Raw genomic sequence first — 22,475 nt, 5'->3', positions numbered from 1 at the left:
GACTCCGCCGATGCGAACACCGCCTCCTACGAGGTCACCGTCGAGCACCTCGCCGACTGGATCGCCACCCGCGGCTACGCCACCAGCTGACCCAGCACAACACCGGAGGGCCGGACCCCACCACGGGGCCCGGCCCTTCGGCATGACCTCAGTCTGTGGCGAGGACGGTCAGGATCTGCTCGCCGTACTTGGCGAGTTTGTTCTCGCCGACTCCGCTGACCCGGGACAGGTCGGCCAGCGTGCTGGGCGCGTCGCTGGCGATCTGTCGCAGCGTGGCGTCGTGGAAGATGACGTACGCCGGGACGCCCTGCTCCTTGGCGCTGGTCGCGCGCCAGGCTCGCAGCCGCTCGAACAGCGACGCGGCGGCCGGGGTCAGCTCGGCCACCACGGTGGACGCGCCGCGCGGCTTCGACGAGCGGCTCGATGCCGGCTTCTCCGGCTCGCGGCGCATGGTGACCGTACGGCGGCGGGCGAGGACGTCGGCGCTCGCCTCGGTCAGCGCCAGCGTGCCGTAGTCGCCCTCCACGGCGAGGAGCCCTTCGGCGAGCAGTTGCCGGACGACGCCCCGCCACTCGGCCTCGCTGTGCTCGGAGCCGATGCCGAAGACGGTCAGCGAGTCGTGACCGTACTGGCTGATCTTGTCGGTTTGCTTGCCGAGCAGGATGTCGATGCAGTGCCCGGCGCCGAAGCGTTGGTTGCGTTCGCGGTCGAGGCGGAAGACGGCGGAGAGCAATTTCTGGGCGGCGACGGTGCCGTCCCAGGACTCCGGTGGGGTGAGGCAGGTGTCGCAGTTGCCGCAGGCGGCCGTCGTCGTCTCGCCGAAGTATTCGAGCAGTTGGACCCGCCGGCAGCGCACCGTCTCGCAGAGGGCGAGCATCGCGTCCAGGTGCGCGGCCAGGTTGCGGCGGTGGGCGAGGTCGCCCTCGGACGTCTCGATCATCTTGCGTTGCTGGACCACGTCCTGAAGCCCGTACGCCAGCCAGGCGGTGGACGGCAGGCCGTCACGGCCGGCGCGGCCGGTCTCCTGGTAGTAGCCCTCGACGGACTTGGGCAGGTCGAGGTGGGCGACGAACCGCACGTCGGGCTTGTCGATGCCCATGCCGAAGGCGATGGTGGCCACCATGACCAGGCCGTCTTCGCGCAGGAAGCGCTGCTGGTTGCGAGCGCGGGTGCCCGCGTCCAGCCCCGCGTGGTAGGGCAGCGCGGCGACCCCGTTGGCGGTGAGGAACTCCGCCGTCTTGTCGACCGAGGCCCGGGACAGGCAGTAGACGATGCCGGCGTCGCCGGGGTGCTCGTCGCGCAGCAGGGTCAGCAACTGCTTGCGGGGTTCCCGCTTGGGCACGATCCGGTACTGGATGTTGGGCCGGTCGAAGCTGGCCACGAAGTGCCGGGCGTCGTCGAGGTTGAGCCGGGTCGCGATCTCGGTCCGGGTGGCGCTGGTCGCGGTGGCGGTCAGGGCGATGCGGGGCACCTGCGGCCAGCGTTCGTGCAGCATCGAGAGCGCGAGGTAGTCGGGGCGGAAGTCGTGCCCCCACTGGGACACACAGTGCGCCTCGTCGATCGCGAACAGGGAGATGCGGCCCCGGTCGAGCAGGGCGAGGGTGGATCGGACGCCGAGCGCCTCCGGGGCCAGGTAGAGCAGGTCCAGCTCGCCGGCGACGAAGGCGGCCTCCACCCGCCGCCGGGCGTCCAGGGTCTGGGTCGAGTTGAGGAACCCGGCGCGGACGCCGACCGCGGTGAGGGCGTCCACCTGGTCCTGCATGAGCGCGATCAGCGGGGACACGACGACGGCGACGCCGTCACGGACCAGGGCCGGGATCTGGTAGCACAGGGACTTACCGCCACCGGTGGGCATCAACACCAGCGCGTCGCCGCCGGCGACCACATGGTTGATCACGTCCTGCTGGAAACCACGGAACGCGTCGTAGCCGAAGACCCGGCCCAGCACGTCCAGGGCGTCGGAGGCGGTACGCAGGTCGGTGGGAGAAGCCATCCGGGGAGTCTACGAGCCGACGCCGACAGCGCCCGCCCGGCGCACCCGGGTCGGGTGGGCCGGACGGGCGAGGCGGTCAGCCGGGCTGGCTGGGCCGGTTGGCCAGGCCGCGCGGCGGCGCCTTCATCCCGACCACGATGTCGACGATCTCGATGTAGCGGGCCTTGTTGCCCATGCGGAAGGCGGTGGCCGCCGCGTTGATCTCCTCGAGGGTGTCGGCCTCGACCATGGTGACCTGGTCGTACTTGCCGTTCACCCCGGTGCAGACGACGTGGGTGAGCTGCTTGGCGAAGCGGCCCAGGTCGCGGGCGTGCTCGGCGGAGATCTCATGGATGCCCTCGCGGCCGAGGGCGAAGTACTCGGGGCTGATTCGCATGAACAGGAAGCCGACGTACTTGTTCTTGTCCGCCAGGTCGTGCATCGCACCCTCCAGATGTCGGTCTGACCTGCGACGATCACGTTGAGCGTATTGACAACTACTGATCGTCATCAAGCGTGTGCGCTGTCGGGAGGGCGACCCTCGAAATGGCCGGCGGCCGCAGCCCGGCCACGGGTGCCTGGCGGAGGCCCGGCGGCGGGATAGAGTCGCTGATTGACCAATCGCGGCCGACGGCGGCCGCGGCGCCACGGCTTGGGGGTACGGGTGAGCGAGGCGCGCACAGCCGGTGACCGGATCGACGGCCCGGATGCCGATGACGAGCAGATGGCGGCTGAGTCGGAGACCACACTGGTGGTGGTCACCGGCCTCTCCGGGGGTGGGCGCAGCACTGTGGCCCGGGCGTTGGAGAACGTCGGCTACTACGTCGTGGACAACCTGCCGCAGGCCCTGATGCTGGACATGGCCGAGCTGGCCTTCAAGGCGGGCGGCGCGGCCCGGCGTACCGCAATGGTGCTGGACGTGCGGTCGCGGGCCTTCTCCACCGACCTGGCCGGGGCGATCCGGGAGCTCAAGGAGCGCGGCTTCTCGCCCCGGGTGGTCTTCGTCGACGCCGACGACGAGGTGCTGATCCGGCGGTTCGAGAGCGTTCGGCGCTCGCATCCGTTGCAGGGTGACGGGCGGCTTGCCGACGGCATCGCCGTGGAGCGCGGCCTGCTGGAGGAGGCCCGTGACCAGGCCGACGTGATCATCGACACCAGCCACCTGAACGTCAACCAGCTCCGGCGCCGCATCGAGGAGTTGTTCGGCGGCGAGGACGCCCGCCGGCTGCGGCTCACCGTGTTGTCGTTCGGCTTCAAGTACGGCCTGCCACCGGACGCCGATTTCGTGTTGGACGCCCGTTTCCTGCCCAACCCGTACTGGGTGCCGGAGCTGCGTGAGCACACCGGGCGGGAGGAGGCGGTCAGCGCGTACGTGCTGGGCCAGGAGGGCGCGGACGCCTTCGTCGCCTCGTACGCCGACCTGGTCAACGCCACCACGGCCGGCTTCGAGCGGGAGGGCAAGCGGTACCTCACCGTCGCCGTGGGCTGCACCGGCGGCAAGCACCGCAGCGTCGCCATCGCCGAGGAGTTGGCCAGCCGACTGCGTCACTCCGGGTTGGCGGCGAACGCCCAGCACCGCGACCTGGGGCGGGAATGACGGCCCTGCGGGTGGTGGCGTTCGGCGGCGGGCACGGCCTGTCCGCCTCGTTGCGTGCGCTGCGCCACTGCGCTCCCGAACTCGACCTCGACATCACCGCGGTGGTCACGGTGGGTGACGACGGTGGTTCCAGTGGTCGGCTGCGGGCCGAGCGGGGTGGCCTGCCGCCGGGAGATCTGCGCCAGGCGCTGGTGGCGTTGGCGGGGGACCACCCGGCCACCCGGCGCAGCGCCGGGTTGTTCCAGCACCGCTTCACCGCCGTACCGGTGGGCGTACCCGGGCCCGGCGCGACCGGCCCGGGCCCGGCGGCGGGCGGCGACCCGGGCGGCGACCCGGACCGGGACGGCGCGGCTCCGCGCGGCACGGACACGACCCCGCGCGGCACCGACGGGGCGTCGGCCGGGACCGACGGTCTGACCGGGCACGCCGTGGGCAACCTGGTGCTCTGTGGCCTCATGGAGCTGCTCGGCGACCCGGTGGCAGCGCTGGAGCACGCCGGCGCGATGCTCGGCGCGGTGGGCCGGGTGTTGCCGATGTCCCGCCAACCGGTCGGCATCGAGGCGCGGGTACGCGGTGCCGACCCGGCCGCCCCGGACGAGGTGCGCACGGTCACTGGCCAGCACCAGGTGGCCGTAACCACCGGGCGGGTCGAGTCGTTGCGCCTCACCCCGAGCGCCCCAGCGGCGTGCGCCGAGGCCATCGAGGCGATCCGGGCGGCCGATTGGTTGATCTTCGGGCCGGGCAGCTGGTACACGAGTGTGCTTCCGCACCTGCTGGTGCCGCAGTTGGCCGACGCGATCGTGTCCACCTCGGCCCGGCGGCTGGTCACGCTGAACCTCGCCGCGGAGAAGGAGACCCTCGGGCTCTCCGTCGCCGATCATCTCGCGGCGCTGCACTGGTACCTGCCCGAACTCAAGGTCGATCTTGTGCTCGCCGATGCCAAGGCGGTGGGTGACCCCGAACCGGTCGAACGTGCGGCAGAATCGCTGGGTGCCCGCCTGGTCCTCGCCCCGGTCGCCGTTGTCGACGGGACTCCCCGCCATGATCCGGCTGCCCTGGGCGCCGCGCTGGTGCCTGTCCTGGGCGCCGATCGTTAGACACGTACGTAATCTCCGGCGACACGCCGGAACAGGTCCGTGAGGGGACGCACAATGGCGATGACGGCCGCGGTCAAGGACGAGCTGAGTCGGGTCGACGTGCCCAAACCCTGCTGTCGGCGGGCGGAGATGGCCGCGCTGCTGCGCTTCGCCGGCGGGCTGCACATCGTTTCCGGCCGCGTGGTGGTGGAGGCTGAACTGGACACCGGGGCGGTGGCCCGCCGGCTGCGCCGGGAGGTCGCCGAGGTCTACGGCTACCCCAGCGAGATCCACGTGCTGGCCTCCGGTGGGCTGCGCAAGGGCAGCCACTTCATCGTTCGGGTGGTCAAGGACGGCGAGGCCCTGGCGCGGCAGACCGGCCTGCTCGACGTGCGGGGTCGCCCGGTGCGTGGGCTGCCCCCGCACGTGGTGGCGGCAAACGTCTGCTGCGCGGTCTCCGCGTGGCGGGGCGCGTTCATGGCCCACGGTTCGCTCACCGAGCCGGGCCGCTCCAGCGCGCTGGAGATCACCTGCCCGGGGCCGGAGTCGGCGTTGGCGCTGGTCGGCGCGGCCCGCCGGATCGGCATCACAGCGAAGAACCGCGAGGTACGCGGGGTGGACCGGGTGGTCGTCAAGGACGGTGACGCGATCGCCGCGCTGCTCACCCGGATCGGCGCGCACTCCAGCGTGCTGGCCTGGGAGGAGCGCCGGGTACGCCGTGAGGTGCGGGCCACCGCCAACCGGCTCGCCAACTTCGACGACGCCAACCTGCGCCGTTCGGCGCGGGCGGCGGTCGCCGCGGCCGCCCGGGTCACCCGTGCGTTGGAGATCCTCGCCGACGAGGCGCCCAACCACCTGACCGACGCCGGTCGGCTGCGTCTGGAGCACCGCCAGGCGTCGCTGGAGGAGTTGGGGGCCTTGGCCGACCCCCCGCTGACCAAGGACGCGATCGCGGGGCGGATCCGCCGGCTCCTGGCGCTGGCCGACAAGCGGGCCCGCGACCTTGGCATCCCGGATACGGAAGCTGCCGTCACGCCCGACATGCTCGTGGTCTGATAGGACGGTGGGGCCGCACGGTGCGCCCGGGAGCACGACCCGGCGCAGCGTGGTCTCGCACGCTCGGATAGGGTCGCTGCGTACGGCAAGGGGGCCGACACCGGCACTCCTCGTCGTGCCCCACCGCCTCGGGCGGTCAGGTCCTCAGACCGCGCGGCGGGGTGGCCGAGATGAACCGTCGACGGCCGGCTCCAACGGTCGGCGCACACCATTCCCGCCGGCCCGTTGTCTGAAGCCGGCGGACCAGAACGCGAGGAGATGGGACCTGTGACCATCCGGGTTGGCATCAACGGCTTTGGCCGAATCGGCCGTAACTTCTTCCGGGCAGTGCTGGCGTCTGACGCCGACATCGAGGTCGTGGCGGTGAACGACCTGACCGACAACGCCACGCTCGCCCACCTGCTCAAGTACGACAGCATCCTCGGTCGCCTGCCGTACGAGGTCAAGGCCACCGCCGACGAGATCACCGTCGGTGGCAAGACCATCAAGGCGTACGCCGAGAAGGACCCGTCGAAGCTGCCGTGGGGCGAGGTCGGCGCGGACGTCGTCATCGAGTCGACCGGCTTCTTCACCGACGCCACCAAGGCCAAGGCGCACGTCGACGGCGGGGCCAAGAAGGTCATCATCTCCGCCCCGGCGAAGAACGAGGACGTCACCGTCGTCATGGGTGTCAACCACGACACCTACGACCCGGCGAAGCACACCATCATCTCCAACGCCTCGTGCACCACCAACTGCCTCGCGCCGATGGCGAAGGTCCTGCACGACACGTTCGGCATCCAGCACGGTCTGATGACGACGATCCACGCGTACACCCAGGACCAGAACCTCCAGGACGCGCCGCACTCGGACCTGCGTCGCGCCCGGGCCGCCGCGCTGAACATCGTGCCGACCTCGACCGGCGCCGCCAAGGCGATCGGCCTGGTCCTGCCGGACCTCAAGGGCAAGCTCGACGGGTACGCCCTGCGGGTGCCGATCCCGACCGGCTCGGTCACCGACCTCACCGTCAACGTCGGTCGCGAGACCACCGTGGACGAGGTCAACGCCGCGCTGAAGGCCGCCGCGGACGGTCCGCTCAAGGGCATCCTGGTCTACAACGAGGACCCGATCGTCTCCACCGACATCGTGACCGACCCGGCGTCGTGCATCTTCGACGCGCCGCTGACCAAGGTCGTCGGCAACCAGGTCAAGGTCGTCGGCTGGTACGACAACGAGTGGGGCTACTCCAACCGGCTCGTCGACCTCGTCAAGCTGGTCGGTTCGTCGCTGTGAGCATCCGGACCCTCGACGACCTGCTCGCCGAGGGGGTGTCGGGTCGGCGCGTGCTGGTGCGCGCCGACCTGAACGTCCCGCTCGACAAGCAGACCGGTGAGATCAGTGATGACGGCCGGATCCGCGCGGTGCTGCCGACTCTCGGCGCGCTGGTCGAGGCCGGCGCGAAGGTGGTCGTCTGCTCGCACCTGGGCCGCCCGAAGGGCGCTCCGGACCCGCAGTTCAGCCTGGGCCCGGTCGCCGGGCGGCTCGGTGAGCTGCTCGGCGCGCCGGTGCACTTCGCCACCGACACCGTCGGTGATTCGGCCCGTTCCACCGTCGCCGGCTTGGCCGACGGCCAGGTCGCCCTTCTGGAGAACCTGCGTTTCAACGCCGGTGAGACCAGCAAGGACGAGGCCGAGCGGGGCGCCTTCGCCGACCAGCTCGCCGCGTTCGGCGACGCGTACGTGGACGACGCGTTCGGTGCCGTGCACCGCAAGCACGCCAGTGTCTTCGACGTGCCGGCCCGGTTGCCGCACGTCGCGGGCCGGCTCGTGCTGCGTGAGGTCGAGGTGCTCTCCAAGCTCACCGGTGACCCGGAGCGCCCGTACGTGGTGGTGCTCGGTGGGTCGAAGGTGTCCGACAAGCTCGCCGTGATCGAGGCTCTGCTGCCCACTGTCGACCGGCTGCTCATCGGTGGCGGGATGTGCTTCACCTTCCTCAAGGCCCAGGGCCTGGAGGTGGGCACCTCGCTGCTGGAGAAGGACATGGTCGACACCTGCCGCAACCTGCTGGAGCGATCCGGCGGCAAGATCATGCTGCCGGTCGACGTGGTGGTCGCGGACGCGTTCGCTCCGGACGCGGCGCACGACACGGTGCGGGTCGACGGCATCCCGAGTCACCGACTCGGCCTGGATGTCGGCCCGGAGACGGTGGCGGGCTTCAGCGCCGCGCTGTCCCAGGCGAAGACGATCTTCTGGAACGGCCCGATGGGCGTGTTCGAGATGCCGGCCTTCGCGGCGGGCACCCGGGGGATCGCCGAGGCGATCACCAAGGCCGACGCGTTCAGCGTCGTCGGCGGCGGTGACTCCGCAGCGGCCGTCCGTGCCCTGGGGCTGGACGAGTCGTCCTTCGGGCACATCTCCACCGGTGGTGGCGCCTCCCTGGAATACCTCGAGGGCAAGACCCTCCCCGGCATCGCGGCCCTGGAGAACTGAATGTCGAGCACCACCCGCCGGCCACTGATGGCCGGCAACTGGAAGATGAACCTCAACCACCTCGAGGCCAACCTGCTGGTGCAGAAGCTGGCGGCCAGCCTCACCGAGAAGCAGCTCACCGCCGTCGAGACGGTCGTGCTGCCGCCCTTCACCGACCTGCGCACCGTGCAGACCGCTGTGGACGGGGACAAACTGCTCATCGGCTACGGCGCACAGGACCTGTCCCCGCACGCGTCCGGCGCGTACACCGGGGACATCTCCGGGCCGATGCTGGCCAAGCTCGGCTGCACGTACGTGGTGGTCGGGCACTCCGAGCGGCGGGCCTACCACAACGAGGACGACGCACTGGTCAACGCCAAGGTCAAGGCGGCGCTGACGCACGGCCTGACGCCGATCCTGTGCGTGGGGGAGGGGCTGGACGTCCGTGAGCAGGGCACCCACGTGGCGCACTGCTCCGACCAGCTCGACGGGGGCCTCGCCGGGCTCACCCCCGAGCAGGTGCGGCAGGTCGTGATCGCGTACGAGCCGGTCTGGGCGATCGGCACGGGCAAGACGGCGACCCCGGACGACGCCCAGGAGGTCTGCGGGGCGGTGCGTCAGCGACTGGCGGAACGCTTCGACCAGGAGACCGCCGACCAGGTTCGGGTCCTCTACGGCGGTTCGGTCAAGGCGTCCAACATCGCCTCGATCATGGCGCAATCGGACGTGGACGGGGGCCTGGTGGGGGGCGCCAGCCTGGACGCCGAGGAATTCGCTCAGATCTGCCGGTTCCCGGAGCACCTCGCCCGCTGATCGCTCGGTATCCTTGACACCGCCCGTCCGCCGGTCGGTGCCGCCGTGCCCGATCAGACCGGGCGAGGATCGCTACGAGAGGAACTGACCCCAGCCATGCCGATCTGGTTCGCATACACGTTGATCGTGTTGCTGGTCATCACGAGCATTCTGCTCACCCTGCTGATCCTGCTGCACCGCGGCAAGGGCGGCGGTCTGTCGAGCATGTTCGGCGGTGGCGTCAGCTCCAGCCTCGCCGGCTCCTCGGTCGCGGAGAAGAACCTGGACCGCTACACCGTCCTGGTGAGCGTCGTCTGGTTCGCCGCCATCGTCGGCCTCGGGCTCTGGCTGCGCCTCCAAATGAACAGCGGTGCCTGAGCAGGCTCAGTAAGTCGTACAATCTGCGCGCGGTTCGTCACTCGACGGGCCGCGCGCAGGCTTTTCTCCGCTGCACCGCGTCGCCCGCCGCTCCACCCCCGAAGACGGCGGGTCCCCTCCGACGACAGGAGCGAGCAGCCGTGCCGAATGGCAACGTTATCCGGGGAGCCCGGGTCGGGTCCGCACCGATGCGCCCGGACGGGCGGCACCAACCCGCCCCCCGACAGGACGTCAGCTACTGGTGCCGTAACGACCACCGGGTCGACATCCGGATCGCCGCGGACGTCGAACCGCCACCCCTGTGGGACTGCCCCCGCTGTGGCCTACCCGCCGGTCGGGACGCCCAGAACCCGCCGGGTCGGGTCCGCGCCGAGCCGTACAAGAGCCACCTGGCGTACGTGAAGGAGCGGCGCACCGCCGAGGAGGGGGAGGCCCTGCTCGCCGAGGCGCTCGCCGCACTACGCCGTCGACGCGGCGAGTAGCGGGCTCCTCCCCGCGCTCAGCGCAGGCTGCGCAGTCGGACGGGTACGTCGGCTGCGGCCGCCCGGTCCAGCAGCCAGCGGGTGCGGTGCACGCCGTGCACGCCGGCCGCCGGCAACTGCACCGGGCCGGCGCCGGCCAACGCCATACCCACCGCGCGAGCCTTGTCGGCGCCGGCGGCCACCAGCCAGACCTCCTCGGCGGTGTTGATCGCCGGCAGGGTGAGGGTGGTCCGCGTCGGCGGCGGCTTGGGGCTGCCCCGCACCGCGCTCACCGGCCGGGTCTCGTAGCCCACCGGGTGCTCGGGGAAGACCGAGGCCACGTGGCCGTCCTCGCCGACGCCCAGCATCAGCACGTCGAAGTGCGGCAGGGTGGCGTGCCCGGGCCGGGCGGCGCGGGCCAGCTCCTCCGCGTACGCGGCAGCCGCCGCCTCGGGGTCGTTGCCGGCCGGGCCGTCCGAGGCCGGCATGGCGTGCACCCGGGCCGGATCCAGTGGCACCACGTCCAGCAGGGCGGCGCGCGCCTGCGTCTCGTTGCGGTCCGGATCACCGGCGGGCAGGAACCGTTCGTCGCCCCACCACACGTCGACCCGGGACCAGTCCACCGCGTCGCGGGCCGGCAGCGTCGCCACCGCCCGGTACACGGCCGCGGCGACCCGACCTCCGGTGAGCACCACCGAGGCTTCGCCCCGGTCGGCCTGGGCGTCGAGCAGCTTCACCAGCAACCGGGCCGCCACAGCCTGCGCCAGCAGGTCGGCGTCGGCGTGGACGGCGACACTCGCCTCACTCATGGTTGCGCCTTCGTTTCCCGACCGCGAGGCGGTCGCTGTCGTGCCCGGGGCGGTGTGCCCGAGGTGGTTGGGGCGAAAACCCCGGAGATTGCGGGGCAGGGCCGGTGCGTACCAGCCCTGCCCGACGATGTGCCCCGGCTGGGCTCAGCCCTCGCCGCTCGTGCCGACGTGCGCGGTGACCCCGGCCTCGGCGCGCTGCGCGGTGGCCGGATCCTTCCAGACGTGGACCCGCTGCGGGGGGCGCTGCTCCAGCCCTCGCAGCCCGACCGTCGCGCCCAGCGCCTCCGCGTACACCTGGTCGGCGTCCAGCCGGCGCAGCTCCTCGGCCAGCTCGTCGCCGAGCGGGCGGCGCACCAGCGGCAGGGCCCGGTCGTCCTGGCCCGTCCGCCGGAACACGGCCATGCTGTCCTCGCGGGTCAGCGTCAACTGGTCGCCGTTGGCGCAGCTGAGCTGCACCTCCCGCATCCGAGGGAACTCGTCGCTGTCCACCCGGCGTGGGGTGATGCCGAGCCGGCTGGACAGCCAACCGGCCATCAGCGCCGCCGTCGGGTCGGTGGGAGGCGCGACGATGGTCGCCTCGGTGACCTGGGCGCTGGTGGTGTCGAACGCCCCGGCGACCAGGGTGCGCCACGGGGTGATCCGGGTCCACGCCAGGTCGGTGTCGCCCGGGGCGTAGTCCCGGGCACGCTGCCGCAGCGCCTCCACCGGGTCGGCGGCCTGCGCGGAGTCGGTGATCCTCCGGTCGGCGACCACCCCGAGGAAGTCGGTGGCGATCTCCGCCGGTGGCTCGCCGTGCCACCAGGTGACAACCGGTACGTCGGGAACGAGCAACGGCATCACTACCGACTCGGCGTGCAGGGACAACCGGCCGTACATCCGGGTGACCACCGCCTCGCAGGGGCCGAGCCGGCCACCGACCACGATCTCCGCGTCCAGTCGGTTGCGGTCCCGCTCGATCTCCGAGCGGACCACCACCAGGAGGCGGCACGGGTGCGCGGCGGCGGCGATCGTCGCCGCGGCCTCCGCCTCCCGGACCCGCTTCTCGTCCACGACCACGATGAGGGTGAGCGCCATGCCGCTGGCCACCCCGCCGGCGCTGCGCCGCTCGGCGGCGAGCGCCTTGACCACCTCGTTGCCGGTGGTGTCCCACAGCCCGATCATGCTCGTCTCCAGGCGCGGCCCTCGCGGGCCAGCATCTCGTCGGAGGCCCGGGGGCCCCACTCGCCGGCCCGGTACGGCTCCGGGGTGGTGCCCTCCCAGGCGTGCTCCAGGGGGTCGATCACCTGCCAGCTCTGCTCGACCTCGGCCGCGTCCGGGAACAGGGTGCGGTCACCGATCAGCACGTCCAGCACCAGACGCTCGTACGCCTCGGGGCTGGACTCGGTGAACGCCTCGCCGTACTGGAAGTCCATGGCGATGTCGCGGACCTCCATTGTCGTACCCGGCACCTTCGAGCCGAACTTGAGCACCACGCCCTCGTCCGGCTGCACCCGGATGACCAGCTGGTTGTTGCCCAGCGACTCCATGTCGGCGTCGTTGAACGGCAGGTGCGGCGCCTTCTTGAACATGATGGCGACCTCGGTGACCCGCCGGGGCAGCCGCTTGCCGGCCCGGATGTAGAACGGCACCTCCGCCCAGCGGCGGTTCTGGATGCCCAACCGCACCGCCACGTACGTCTCGGTGGTGGAGCCGCCGGGGACGTCGCGCTCATCCAGGTAACCGACAGCGCGTTCGCCGCCGACCCAGCCCGGCAGGTACTGACCGCGGACGGTGTCCCGGGCGACGTCCTTGGGCAGTGTGATGGCCTTGAGCACCTTCAGCTTCTCGGTCCGGATCTCGTCGGCGTCGAAGCTGGTCGGCTCCTCCATCGCCACCAGGGCGAGGAGTTGGAGAAGATGGTTCTGCAGCACGTCGCGGGCGGTGCCGACGGTGTCGTAGAAGCCGGCGCGGGTGCCGATGCCGACGTCCTCCGCCATGGTGATCTGCACCGAGTCGACGTACTTGGAGTTCCACAGCGGCTCGAACAGATTGTTGGCGAACCGCAGGGCGAGGATGTTCTGAACCGTCTCCTTGCCCAGGTAGTGGTCGATCCGGAAGACGTCCTGTCGGGTGAACACGTCGTCGACGAGGTCGTTGAGCGCCTTCGCCGAGGGCAGGTCGTTACCGAACGGCTTCTCCACAACGACCCGGCGCCAACCGCCGGACTTGTCGTTGTCGGCCATTCCGGTGCGGGCCAACTGCTTGAGCACGACGGGGAACGCGGCCGGTGGGATGGAGAAGTAGAACGCCGCGTTGCCGGCGATGCCGTGGGTCTGACGCAGATCGTCAAGCGTCGAGGCGAGCTGGTCGAAGGCGTCGTCGTCGTCGAACGACCCGCCGACGAACTTGATGTTGCCGGCCAGCCGCGCCCACACCTCGTCCCGCCACGGGGTGCGAGCGTGCTTGCGGGCAGCCTCGCAGGCCAACGTCTCGAAGTCGCCGTCACCCCAGTCGCGGCGCGCGAAACCGAGCACCACGAAGCCCGGCGGCAACAGCCCCCGGTTGGCCAGGTCGTAGACCGCGGGGAGCAGCTTCTTGCGGGCCAGGTCGCCGGTCACCCCGAAGATCACCAGAGCGCAGGGCTCCGGGATCCGGGGCAACCGGCGGTCCTGCGGGTCGCGCAGCGGGTTCACCGAACCGCCTCCTCGCTCCGCCTCAGTCACGTCGTCCATCCTCACGCCCGCAGATCACCGGCCGCGTCCAGTAGTTGGGCGACACCGGCGGCCCGGTCGGTCAGGTGCAACCGCAGCAGCGGGCGCTCCCGACCGGCGAGGGCCTGCCGGTCACCGGCGGCCTGCGCCGCCTGCAACTCACCGAAGCTGTACGGCTTGCCCGGCACCGCCAGGTCCTCGGCGACCCCGCCGGTCACCTGGAGGTAGCTGCCCACCTGCGGGCCGCCCTTGTGGTACTGGCCCGTCGAGTGCAGGAAGCGCGGCCCCCAGCCGAAGGTGACCGGCCGGCCGCCCGCCTGCGCCAGCAGCGACCGCAGCCGGGCCGCGTCGGCGTCGGCGAACCGGTCGAGGTACGCCATCACCGCCAGGTAACCGTCGTCGCCCAGCCCGTCGAGCAGCCAGCGCAGCACACCGGCCAGGTCCCCGGGGGCGCCCTGCGGGGCGTACACCTCGATCGCGCCCTCGGTGAACGACGGCGTCTCCGCCGGCAGGCCCGAGGCCAGGATCTTGTTGGTGTTCTCCTTGGACTCGGTGACGTTCGGCTGGTTGAACGGGTCGATGCCGAGCACCACGCCGGCCACCGCGGTGGCGTACTCCCAGGCCAGGAACTGCGCGCCCAGCGGGCCGTTGACGGCCACGTCCGGGTTGGCCCCGCCGCCCGGCATGTCTCCGGGGGCCAGCGCGCCGCCGTAGCTGACGGTCAGCACGTCCGCGCCGGTGGCGCCGGGGCTCTGCGGAGACTCCACTACCACCGGGAGGATGCCCACCCCGGCCTTGCCGGTCGACTCGGCGATCAGCTGCTCGGCCCAGTCGCCGAGCCCGTCGATGCCGGTGCCGTCGGAGACCAGGGCGACCTTGTCGCGGGCCAGCGTGGCCGCGGCGCCCAGGGCGGCGCCCAGCGCCAACGCCGGGTTGTTCTGGTCCGCGCCGAGCGACGTGGCCAGCGCGTCGGCCTGGTCGAGCAGCTCCCCGACCTCGACCCCGGCCAGCGCCGAGGGCACCAGACCGAACGCGGTCAGCGCCGAGTACCGGCCGCCGACGTTCGGGTCGGCGAGCACCGTGAACGCGCCCATCTCGGCCGCGGTGGCCTCCAGCGGCGAACCCGGGTCGGTGACGATGACGAAGTGCCGGCCGGCCTCCGCCTCGGTCATCCCGGCGTCCAGGAACGCCTGCCAGTACGCGCGCCGGTGGCTGTCGGTCTCCACCGTCGACCCGGACTTGCTGGCCACCACCACGACGGTGCGCTCCAGCCGGTCACCGAGCGCCGCCCGGACCTGGCCCGGGTCGGTGGTGTCCAGCACCGTCAACGGGCGACCCAGCGTCCGGGTGATCACCTCGGGTGCGAGCGACGAGCCGCCCATGCCGGCGAGCACCACGTGATCCAGGTCGGCCAGCTCCGCGGTCAGCTCGGCCAACTGGACGAGCAGTTCGCGGCTGCGCCGGTGGGTGTCCACCCAGCCCAGCCGGATCTTCGCCTCGGCCTCGGCGTCCGGACCCCACAGGCTCGCGTCCTTGCCCGCCAGCTTGCCCGGGACGCCGGCCTTGACCAGCGCGTCCCGGGTCGAGGCGGGCGCGGCCTTGTCGACCGCGTCCGCGCCGTACACGGCGAGCCCGGCGGCTGCCTCCACCGGCCCAGCGAGAAGGTCGCTCATGCCGTCACTCCGCTTCGCTGCGTGCCGTCATGAGGTGCCTTCGCGCTGAGCTTGCTGATTCCCTCGCTGCGCTCGCTCATGCGCCACCGGCCTGCTCGGCGGCCTTGGCGTTGCCCTTGGCCGCCTTGTTCGGGGCACCCTTGCCCTTGGCCGCCGCCTCCAGGGACTTGCGGACCCCGTCGAGCAGCTCCTGCCAGCTGGCCTCGAACTTCTCCACGCCCTCGCGCTCCAGGGTGACGATCACGTCGTCCATGTCCACCCCGACCGACTCCAGGTCGGCGAAGACCTTCCGGGCCGCGTCGTAGGCGCCGGTGATGGTGTCGCCGCGGGTCTCGCCGTGATCGGCGTACGCGTGGATGACCGACTCCGGCATGGTGTTGACAGTGCCGGGCGCGATCAGCTCCTCGACGTAGATGACGTCCCGGTAGTCCGGATTCTTCGTCGAGGTGGACGCCCACAGCGGCCGCTGCGGGTGTGCGCCGGCCGCGGCGAGCGCCTTCCAGCGGTCGGAGGAGAAGACCTCGGTGTAGCGCTCGTACGCCAGCTGCGCGTTGGCGATGGCGGCCTTGCCCTTGAGGGCCTTCGCCTGGTCGGAGCCGACCTTCTCCAGCCTCTTGTCGACCTCGGAGTCGACCCGGGAGACGAAGAACGACGCCACCGAGCCGATCTTGGACAGGTCGTGGCCGTTCGTCTTGGCCTGCTCCAGACCGGCGAGGAACGCCTCCATGACCGCCGAGTAGCGGTCCAGACCGAAGATCAGCGTGACGTTGACGCTGATCCCCTCGGCCAGGGTGGCGGTGATCGCCGGGAGGCCGGCCTCGGTGGCCGGGATCTTGATGTAGAGGTTGGGGCGGTCCACCAGCCACCACAGGGCCTTGGCCTCGGCCACCGTCCGGTCGCTCTCGTGGGCCAGCCGGGGGTCCACCTCGATGGAGACCCGGCCGTCGACACCGTCGCTGCCGTCGTACGACGGGCGCATCACGTCGCAGGCCCACCGCACGTCGAACGTGGTGAGCATGCGCACCGACTCCTCGACCTCGACGCCACGGGTGGCGAGGTCGTGCAGCTGCCAGTTGTACTCGTCGGCGTCGCTCAGCGCCTTGGCGAAGATCGTGGGGTTGGTGGTGACACCGGCCACGTGCTTCTCGCGGCGCAGCTGGTCCAGCCCGCCGGAGCTCAAACGCACCCGGGAAAGATCGTCGAGCCAGACCGCCACGCCCGCGGCGGTGAGCTCATTCAGCTTGTCCGTCATGCCATCCACGCTCCCTCAGTTGCCGGTCGTGAAACCGGTGATGTCGCCCACCCGGGCCAGCGAGGCGTGTGCTGCCGCCACGATCCGGTCGGGGGTGAACCCGAACTGCTCGAAGAGCACGGTGTGCGGGGCGCTCGCTCCGTAGTGCTCCAGGCTCACGCTCTCGCCCAGGTCACCGACGACTCCGCGCCAGGACATCGCGATGCCCGCCTCCACGCTCACCCGTGCCTTTACCCCGCGCGGGAGCACCGACTCCCGGTACGCCTCGTCCTGCTCGTAGAACCACTCCTGGCAGGGCATCGAGACGACCCGGGTCGGGGTGCCGTCGGCCTCCAGCCGCTCCCGGGCGGTCAGGCAGAGCTGCACCTCGGAACCGGTGCCGACGATGATCACCTGAGGCTTGCCGTTGGACGCCTCGGCCAGCACGTACCCGCCCTTGGCCACGCCCTCCGCGCTGCCCAGGACGTCGCGGTCCATGGTCGGCAGCGGTTGACGGCTCAGCGCCAGGGCGGTCGGCCGGTCGGTGTGCTCCAGCGCCTGCCGCCAGGCCCAGGCGGTCTCGTTGGCGTCCGCCGGACGGACCACGTCCAGGCCCGGGATGGCGCGCAGCGCGGTCAGGTGCTCCACCGGCTGGTGGGTCGGGCCGTCCTCGCCGAGGCCGATCGAGTCGTGCGTCCAGACGTAGGTCACCGGCAGCTTCATCAGCGCGGCCAGCCGCACTGACGGACGCATGTAGTCGCTGAAGACCAGGAACGTGCCGCCATACGGGCGGGTGCCACCGTGCAGGGCGATGCCGTTGAGGATCGCGCCCATGGCGTGCTCACGGATGCCGAAGTGCAGCGTGCGGCCGTACTCGTGGCCGGGGAAGTCCTTGGTGGCGTGCGCGGCCGGGATGAACGACGGCTCGCCCTTCATCGTGGTGTTGTTGCTCTCGGCCAGGTCGGCCGAGCCGCCCCACAGCTCCGGCAGCACCGGCGCGAGCGCCTCCAGCACCTTGCCCGAGGCGGCTCGGGTGGCCACCCCCTTGGCGTCCGCGGGGAAGACCGGCAACGCGTCGGTCCAGCCGTCGGGGAGTACGTGACCAGCCAGCCGCTCGTAGAGCGCGGTGCGCTCCGGGTTGGCCTTCTTCCAGGCGTCGAACGCGGTGGTCCACTCCTGCTGGGCGTCGGAGCCGCGGCCCATCACCGTGCGGGCGTGGCTGAGCACCTCCTCGTCGACCTGGAAGGTCTGCTCCGGGTCGAAGTCGAGGATCCGCTTGGTGGCCTTCACCTCGTCGGCGCCGAGCGCCGAGCCGTGGATCTTGCCGGTGTTCTGCTTGTTGGGCGCGGGCCAGCCGATGATGGTGCGCAGCGCGATGAACGAGGGGCGGCCGGTCTCCGCCTTGGCGGCCACCAGCGCGGCGTACAGCGCCTCGGCGTCCTCGTGGTAGTCGCCCTGGTCGGCGTCGCCGCTGCGCCAGTCGACGGTCTGCACGTGCCAGCCGTACGCCTCGTAGCGGGCGGCCACGTCCTCGCTCTTGGCGATCCGGGTGTCGTCCTCGATGGAGATCTCGTTGTCGTCGTAGATCACCGTGAGGTTGCCCAGTTGCTGGTGCCCGGCGAGGGCGCTGGCCTCGTGGCTGATGCCCTCCTCGATGTCACCGTCGGAGACGATGCACCAGATGTCGTGGTCGAAGACGGACGCGCCGAGCTCGGCCTCGGGGTCGAACAGGCCGCGCTCGCGGCGGGCCGCCATGGCCATGCCGACCGCGTTGCCCAGACCCTGCCCGAGCGGGCCGGTGGTGGTCTCCACGCCCGGCGTGTGCCCGTGCTCGGGGTGCCCCGGCGTCTGCGAGCCCCACTGCCGCAGCGACTTGAGGTCGTCCAGGCTCAGCGGGTAACCGGAGAGGAACAGCTGGATGTAGAGCGTCAGGCTGGAGTGCCCGGCGGAGAGCACGAACCGGTCGCGGCCGGGCCAGTTCGGGTCGGCCGGGTTGTGCCGCATGACGCGGTTGAAGAGGAGGTACGCCGCGGGCGCGAGGCTCATCGCGGTGCCCGGGTGGCCGTTGCCGGATTTCTCTACGGCGTCCATGGCCAGCACGCGGACGGTATCTACGGCCCGGCGATCGAGGTCGGACCAGTTCAGTGCGGAGTGCTCGGGTCGTTTAACAGCCACGATGGTTGTGCTCCTCGGCAGATGGGCGGAACCCTCACCGATGACCTTATCGAGCGTCCCTAAACGCGCGCCCGGGGATCTGCGCATGGTGTGCGCTACGTGACCATCCGGATGCTCGGTTCAACCCTGTGGTGTGACGGCCCGCACCGTTGTCGGGTCGGCCGGGCAGCCAAAACGACGACGCGTAGTGTGTGGGGCGGTATGCGGACCCGTGCGGTCCCGGCCGATCCGATCTCCCCGTGCCCGATGCCGGAAGGTGGCAATCCGTGAGCATGATCACCGAGCGCCCCGCGAGCAACCCGGCCGGGCCACACCCGGCGCGGGCGGCCGAGGGCCCGGTGGCCCGGCGGGACGTACGCGCGGTCCTGTCGGCGTACGTGGCGCTCACCAAGCCGCGGATCGTCGAGTTGCTGCTGGTCACCACCATCCCGGCGATGATGCTCGCCGAGGGCGGGCTGCCGTCGCTGTGGCTGATGGCCATCGTCCTGATCGGCGGCTCGCTCGCCGCCGGCGCGGCCAGCGTCCTCAACTGCTACATCGACCGCGACATCGACCAGCTGATGCGGCGGACCAAGCGTCGGCCGCTGCCGGCGCACACCGTGTCGCCGCGAAGCGCGCTGATCTTCGGTTTGGTGCTGGCGGCGGTGTCAGTGGCCCTGATGGCGGCGTTCACCAACCTGCTGGCCGCCGGGCTGACCCTCGCCGCGATCGCCTACTACGACCTCGTCTACACCCTGTGGCTCAAGCGTTCCACCCCGACGAACACCTTCTGGGGCGGCGCCTGCGGAGCGGCGCCGGTCCTGATCGGTTGGGCTGCGGTGACCGGCTCCCTGGCGCCGGCCGCCTGGGGGCTCTTCGCCGTGGTCTTCTTCTGGCAGATGCCGCACTTCTACCCGCTCGCCATGAAGTACAAGGACGACTACGCCCGGGCCGGCATCCCGATGCTGCCTGTGGTGGCCTCGATCCGCCGGGTGAACGCCGAGATCCTGATCTTCGCGTGGCTCACGGTGCTCACCTCCCTGGCCGTCTGGCCGCTGGGGCTCAGCGCGATCTACGGGGTGCCGACCCTGGTGGTGGGTGCCATCTTCGTGGTCGAGGCACACCGGCTCTGCCGGCGCGCCACGCGCGGCGAGGCGGTCAAGCCGATGCGGCTGTTCCACTGGTCGACGACGTACCTGACGATCGTCTTCGTGGCCGTCGCGCTCGACGCGCTGATCTGACCCGTCTCGCACGGCCCGGCTCTGTCCTTCACGTCCGAGGCAGTGGCCTCCGCCTGTCGGCTTCGTTGGCTGTCGGCTCCCACGCGCTCCGCGGCATCCCTGCGCGCCGCGGCTCGGCCGGTCGCCGAATGGCGCCGATGATCTCCTGACTAATCATGGACGTGGATGAGTTGTCCGGGTTTAACGTCACATCAGAGTAACTTTCAGCATGAGTCGGATCGGCTCAACCTGGGGTGGTTCGAGGGCGATTTCCCGACGTGCTTTGAGCGCAAAAGTCGGTAAATAAACGGACAGGAAACCTGTGGTCGTCCTTAAACCTGTAGGTAATTGGCATCACAAAACGTTCATGGTTCTCGCCCGACGGGGTGCGACTCTGCTTAGGCTTCGCGTCATGGCAGATGGTTCCGATACGACGCTGACGGCCGAGCAGACCGCCGACGAGCAGGCGCCCCAAGGCCTGGTCGCGGGCCTCAAGGCGTTCGCGGCCGGACACGGCGGCGCGAAGGCGGTCATCGAGTACGTCGGCAAGCGTGGCGCGCGGATCGTCCTGGTGGGTTCCGACGGCGAGTGGGGCGACCAGTTCGCCGACGACACCGTCACCGCCCGCGAGGCGTGCGCCAAGGCGGGAGTCACCGTCGAGAACGCCTGGGAGCGTGAACTCATGGACCAGATGCGTCCGAGCAACGACCTCTGGCGGTCGATGGCCCGGCGCACGATGGCCCGCTGAACAGACAGCTGAATTGACCACATATCACCAGTCGACCCGGGGGGAACCCCGGGTCGCTCTCGTCACCTGCTCCGACCTGGCCGACCTCGACCCGGACGACCGGCTGGTCCTGGCCCCGCTCGCCGCCCGTGGCGTCGCCGTCCAGACCGTCATCTGGGACGACTCCGACGTCGACTGGTCGTCCTACGACCTGGTCGTGCTCCGCTCACCCTGGGACTACGCGCTGCGCCGCGACGAGTTCGTGTCCTGGGCGGCCACCGTGCCGACGCTGGTCAACCCGGCAGACGTGGTCCGCTGGAACACCGACAAGCGCTATCTCGCCGAGCTGAGCGCCGCCGGAGTGCCGACCGTGCCGACGTCATGGATCGAGCCGGGGGAGAGCTGGCAGCTGCCCGCCGAGACCGGCGAGTACGTGCTCAAGCCCGCGGTCAGCGCCGGCAGCCAGGACACCGGCCGGTACGACCTGGCCGACCCGGAGCACCGGGACCTGGCGGCCGCACACGTTCGCCGGCTCTCCGACGCCGGCCGGGTCACCATGGTCCAGCCGTACCTGCGGGCCGTCGACACCGAGGGCGAGACGGCCCTGCTCTTCCTGGCCGGCCCCGACGGGCTCAGGTTCAGCCACGCGATCCGCAAGGGCCCGATGCTGTCCGGGCCGGACCTCGGCCCGGACGGGCTCTACAAGGCCGAGGAGATCACCGCCCGCACCGCCCGCCCCGAACAGCTGGCGGTGGCCGAGCAGACCCTCGCGACGGTGCCCGGCGGCACCCGACAGCTGCTCTACGCCCGGGTCGACCTGATCCCCGGCCTGGACGGCGAGCCGGTCCTGGTCGAGCTGGAGCTGACCGAGCCGTCGCTCTTCATCGGGTACGCGGACGGCGCCCCCGACCGCCTCGCCACCGCGATCACCACCCACCTGGCCCGCAACGCCTGACCGTGCTGCGGTGCGCCCGCGCCGCCGCCGGCAAGATCGCGCAACATCCTGGTTGTAGTGGCTTCTGGGCGGTCCGTGGCCACTACATCCTGGTTCGAGTGCGATCTTGGTGGCCGTGGGCGGCCAGACCCCGCGGGGCGGTCAGGCGGTGACTGGTACCGGGGCGGCGGCGTCGGTCGGGGTGGCCTGGGGGGCCGGCGCGACCGGGCGGCGTTCCCGGGTGGACCACTGCACCGACAGGGCGGCCAGCAGCACCAGGCAGGAGCCGAGCATGTGTGCGCCGACCAGGAGCGCCGGCACGTGGGTGAAGTACTGCACGAAGCCGATCAGACCCTGACCCAACTCCACGGCGACCAGGATGATCGCGGCGCGGGTGGCTCGCTGCGCACCGACGGCGCGGAACGCGAAGATCAGCGCCACCGAGAGACCGATCAGCAGGAAGACCCCGTCCGCGTGCACCTGCGAGATGGTCTCCGGGTCGAGCCCGTTGCGGGCGGCGCCGTGGTCGCCGGCGTGCGGCCCGCTGCCGGTGACCCAGGTGCCGACGACCAGCACGGCGACTGTGACGCCGGTGGTGACCCGGGCCAGCGCGCGCAGCGGTGCGGGCACCACGGCCACTGTCGGGCCGTCGGGGTCGCCGATTCGTCGCCACAGGGCGTACGCGGCGGCGATCACGGCCATCGAGGCGAGGAAGTGCAGCCCGACTACCCACGGGTTGAGGTTGGTCAGCACGGTGATGCCGCCGATCACCGCCTGGGCGGGGATGCCCAGGAAGACCGCCACGGCCAGTGCGAGGAGCCCGGGTCGGCGGGGCCGGTGCAGCAGTACGGCGAGCACGGTGGCCAGCGCGATGAGACCCACCGCGAAGGTCAACATGCGGTTGCTGAACTCGATGACCCCGTACACGCCCATCTCCGGCGTGGTGACGTAGGAATCGTCGGTGCACCGGGGCCAGGTGGGGCAGCCGAGGCCCGAGGCGGTCAACCGGACGGCCCCGCCGGTGACGACGATGCCCACGTTCGCGATGATCGAGGCGAGCGCGAGGCGGCGCAGCAGGATGCCGGAGACCGGACGGACGATTCGGTTCACGGCGCAAATCCTACGCACCGTAGTGATCGAGGTTCGTCCGACTCCGTCGGCTCGGTGGTTGGGATCACCGGGGCCCGGGTTTGCGACCCTCCGGGTAATTACGTAACGTTGGCGTTGTGAAAAACGCGGCGGAGCTCTCCGGGCACCA

Annotated in this window: 20 protein-coding genes and 1 pseudogene; 12 read left to right on the top strand and 9 right to left on the bottom strand. The window is 71.2% G+C overall.

All coding sequences use genetic code 11. The annotated features are described in order from the left end of the window. Positions 1-90 (top strand): annotated as a pseudogene (locus ABZ794_RS32240) (phytochelatin synthase); the annotation flags it as partial. A gap of 58 nt (positions 91-148) precedes the next feature. On the opposite strand, the gene recQ reads toward ABZ794_RS32240, so the two are convergent. Together recQ and ABZ794_RS32230 are read right to left on the bottom strand one after the other, a co-directional pair. After that, positions 149-1,993: a DNA helicase RecQ gene (recQ, locus tag ABZ794_RS32235; protein ID WP_210785008.1), complete on the bottom strand. Its 1,845-nt coding sequence runs from the start codon at positions 1,991-1,993 to the stop codon at positions 149-151. A 76-nt stretch (positions 1,994-2,069) separates the two neighbouring features. After that, positions 2,070-2,414, bottom strand: a complete 345-nt coding sequence (locus tag ABZ794_RS32230; protein WP_210785007.1) for a hypothetical protein — start codon at positions 2,412-2,414, stop codon at positions 2,070-2,072. Between the two features lie 282 nt (positions 2,415-2,696). Here ABZ794_RS32230 and rapZ point away from each other — a divergent pair, with 282 nt between their 5' ends. The 8 genes from rapZ (at position 2,697) to ABZ794_RS32190 (ending at position 9,800) form a co-directional block, all read left to right on the top strand. Then, positions 2,697-3,569 carry an RNase adapter RapZ gene (gene rapZ / locus ABZ794_RS32225; protein WP_357519118.1) on the top strand — a complete coding sequence of 291 codons (873 nt, stop codon included), beginning with the start codon at positions 2,697-2,699 and terminating at the stop codon, positions 3,567-3,569. Continuing rightward, positions 3,566-4,666, top strand: coding sequence for a 2-phospho-L-lactate transferase CofD family protein (locus ABZ794_RS32220; protein WP_357519114.1), 1,101 nt, complete (start codon positions 3,566-3,568; stop codon positions 4,664-4,666). Before rapZ ends, ABZ794_RS32220 begins: the two co-directional genes overlap by 4 nt. A 54-nt stretch (positions 4,667-4,720) precedes the next feature. Then, positions 4,721-5,701, top strand: coding sequence for a DNA-binding protein WhiA (whiA, locus tag ABZ794_RS32215; RefSeq protein WP_210785006.1), 981 nt, complete (start codon positions 4,721-4,723; stop codon positions 5,699-5,701). Positions 5,702-5,968: 267 nt separating this feature from the next. Then, positions 5,969-6,973: a type I glyceraldehyde-3-phosphate dehydrogenase gene (gap, locus tag ABZ794_RS32210; RefSeq protein ID WP_124853956.1), complete on the top strand. Its 1,005-nt coding sequence runs from the start codon at positions 5,969-5,971 to the stop codon at positions 6,971-6,973. Then, positions 6,970-8,169, top strand: coding sequence for a phosphoglycerate kinase (locus ABZ794_RS32205; RefSeq protein ID WP_210785005.1), 1,200 nt, complete (start codon positions 6,970-6,972; stop codon positions 8,167-8,169). The genes gap and ABZ794_RS32205 overlap by 4 nt, the downstream gene beginning before the upstream one ends. Next, positions 8,170-8,961 (top strand): triose-phosphate isomerase, encoded by a 792-nt coding sequence (tpiA, locus tag ABZ794_RS32200; RefSeq protein WP_210785004.1) that lies wholly within the window; start codon positions 8,170-8,172, stop codon positions 8,959-8,961. Positions 8,962-9,057: 96 nt separating this feature from the next. Next, a complete protein-coding gene (gene secG, locus ABZ794_RS32195; protein ID WP_030337344.1) occupies positions 9,058-9,318 on the top strand; it encodes a preprotein translocase subunit SecG in 261 nt (86 codons plus the stop codon). A gap of 140 nt (positions 9,319-9,458) precedes the next feature. After that, positions 9,459-9,800, top strand: a complete 342-nt coding sequence (locus tag ABZ794_RS32190; RefSeq protein ID WP_210785003.1) for an RNA polymerase-binding protein RbpA — start codon at positions 9,459-9,461, stop codon at positions 9,798-9,800. A 17-nt stretch (positions 9,801-9,817) separates the two neighbouring features. Here ABZ794_RS32190 and pgl read toward each other — a convergent pair whose 3' ends face one another. The 6 genes from pgl to tkt all read right to left on the bottom strand — a co-directional run bounded on the left by pgl (position 9,818) and on the right by tkt (position 18,357). Continuing rightward, positions 9,818-10,588 carry a 6-phosphogluconolactonase gene (gene pgl / locus ABZ794_RS32185; protein ID WP_210785002.1) on the bottom strand — a complete coding sequence of 257 codons (771 nt, stop codon included), beginning with the start codon at positions 10,586-10,588 and terminating at the stop codon, positions 9,818-9,820. Between the two features lie 144 nt (positions 10,589-10,732). Further along, positions 10,733-11,749: a glucose-6-phosphate dehydrogenase assembly protein OpcA gene (locus ABZ794_RS32180; protein WP_210785001.1), complete on the bottom strand. Its 1,017-nt coding sequence runs from the start codon at positions 11,747-11,749 to the stop codon at positions 10,733-10,735. After that, the gene (gene zwf, locus ABZ794_RS32175; protein WP_238688166.1) at positions 11,746-13,299 is read right to left on the bottom strand and encodes a glucose-6-phosphate dehydrogenase; all 1,554 of its coding nucleotides are present in this window, start codon (positions 13,297-13,299) and stop codon (positions 11,746-11,748) included. Before zwf ends, ABZ794_RS32180 begins: the two co-directional genes overlap by 4 nt. A gap of 2 nt (positions 13,300-13,301) precedes the next feature. Next, positions 13,302-14,951 carry a glucose-6-phosphate isomerase gene (locus ABZ794_RS32170; protein WP_357519110.1) on the bottom strand — a complete coding sequence of 550 codons (1,650 nt, stop codon included), beginning with the start codon at positions 14,949-14,951 and terminating at the stop codon, positions 13,302-13,304. A gap of 76 nt (positions 14,952-15,027) precedes the next feature. Beyond that, entirely contained in the window at positions 15,028-16,203 is a 1,176-nt protein-coding gene (tal, locus tag ABZ794_RS32165) for a transaldolase (protein WP_357519108.1), read from the bottom strand. 15 nt (positions 16,204-16,218) lie between these two features. Next, positions 16,219-18,357 carry a transketolase gene (gene tkt / locus ABZ794_RS32160; protein ID WP_238688167.1) on the bottom strand — a complete coding sequence of 713 codons (2,139 nt, stop codon included), beginning with the start codon at positions 18,355-18,357 and terminating at the stop codon, positions 16,219-16,221. A gap of 266 nt (positions 18,358-18,623) precedes the next feature. Here tkt and ABZ794_RS32155 point away from each other — a divergent pair, with 266 nt between their 5' ends. The 3 genes from ABZ794_RS32155 (at position 18,624) to ABZ794_RS32145 (ending at position 21,238) form a co-directional block, all read left to right on the top strand. Beyond that, positions 18,624-19,577: a heme o synthase gene (locus tag ABZ794_RS32155; protein WP_112677042.1), complete on the top strand. Its 954-nt coding sequence runs from the start codon at positions 18,624-18,626 to the stop codon at positions 19,575-19,577. 391 nt (positions 19,578-19,968) lie between these two features. After that, entirely contained in the window at positions 19,969-20,304 is a 336-nt protein-coding gene (locus ABZ794_RS32150) for a hypothetical protein (protein ID WP_210784996.1), read from the top strand. A gap of 13 nt (positions 20,305-20,317) precedes the next feature. Then, positions 20,318-21,238 (top strand): hypothetical protein, encoded by a 921-nt coding sequence (locus tag ABZ794_RS32145; RefSeq protein WP_238688168.1) that lies wholly within the window; start codon positions 20,318-20,320, stop codon positions 21,236-21,238. Positions 21,239-21,379: 141 nt separating this feature from the next. On the opposite strand, the gene ABZ794_RS32140 is transcribed toward ABZ794_RS32145, so the two are convergent. After that, entirely contained in the window at positions 21,380-22,345 is a 966-nt protein-coding gene (locus tag ABZ794_RS32140; RefSeq protein WP_210784994.1) for a COX15/CtaA family protein, read from the bottom strand. Positions 22,346-22,475 lie beyond the last annotated feature (130 nt).

Source organism: Micromonospora sp. NPDC047187 (assembly GCF_040643355.1).
Classification (GTDB): Bacteria; Actinomycetota; Actinomycetes; order Mycobacteriales; family Micromonosporaceae; genus Micromonospora; species Micromonospora salmantinae.
Note: the sequence above shows the minus strand (reverse complement) of the source record. Positions and strands in the feature narration are given on the sequence as shown.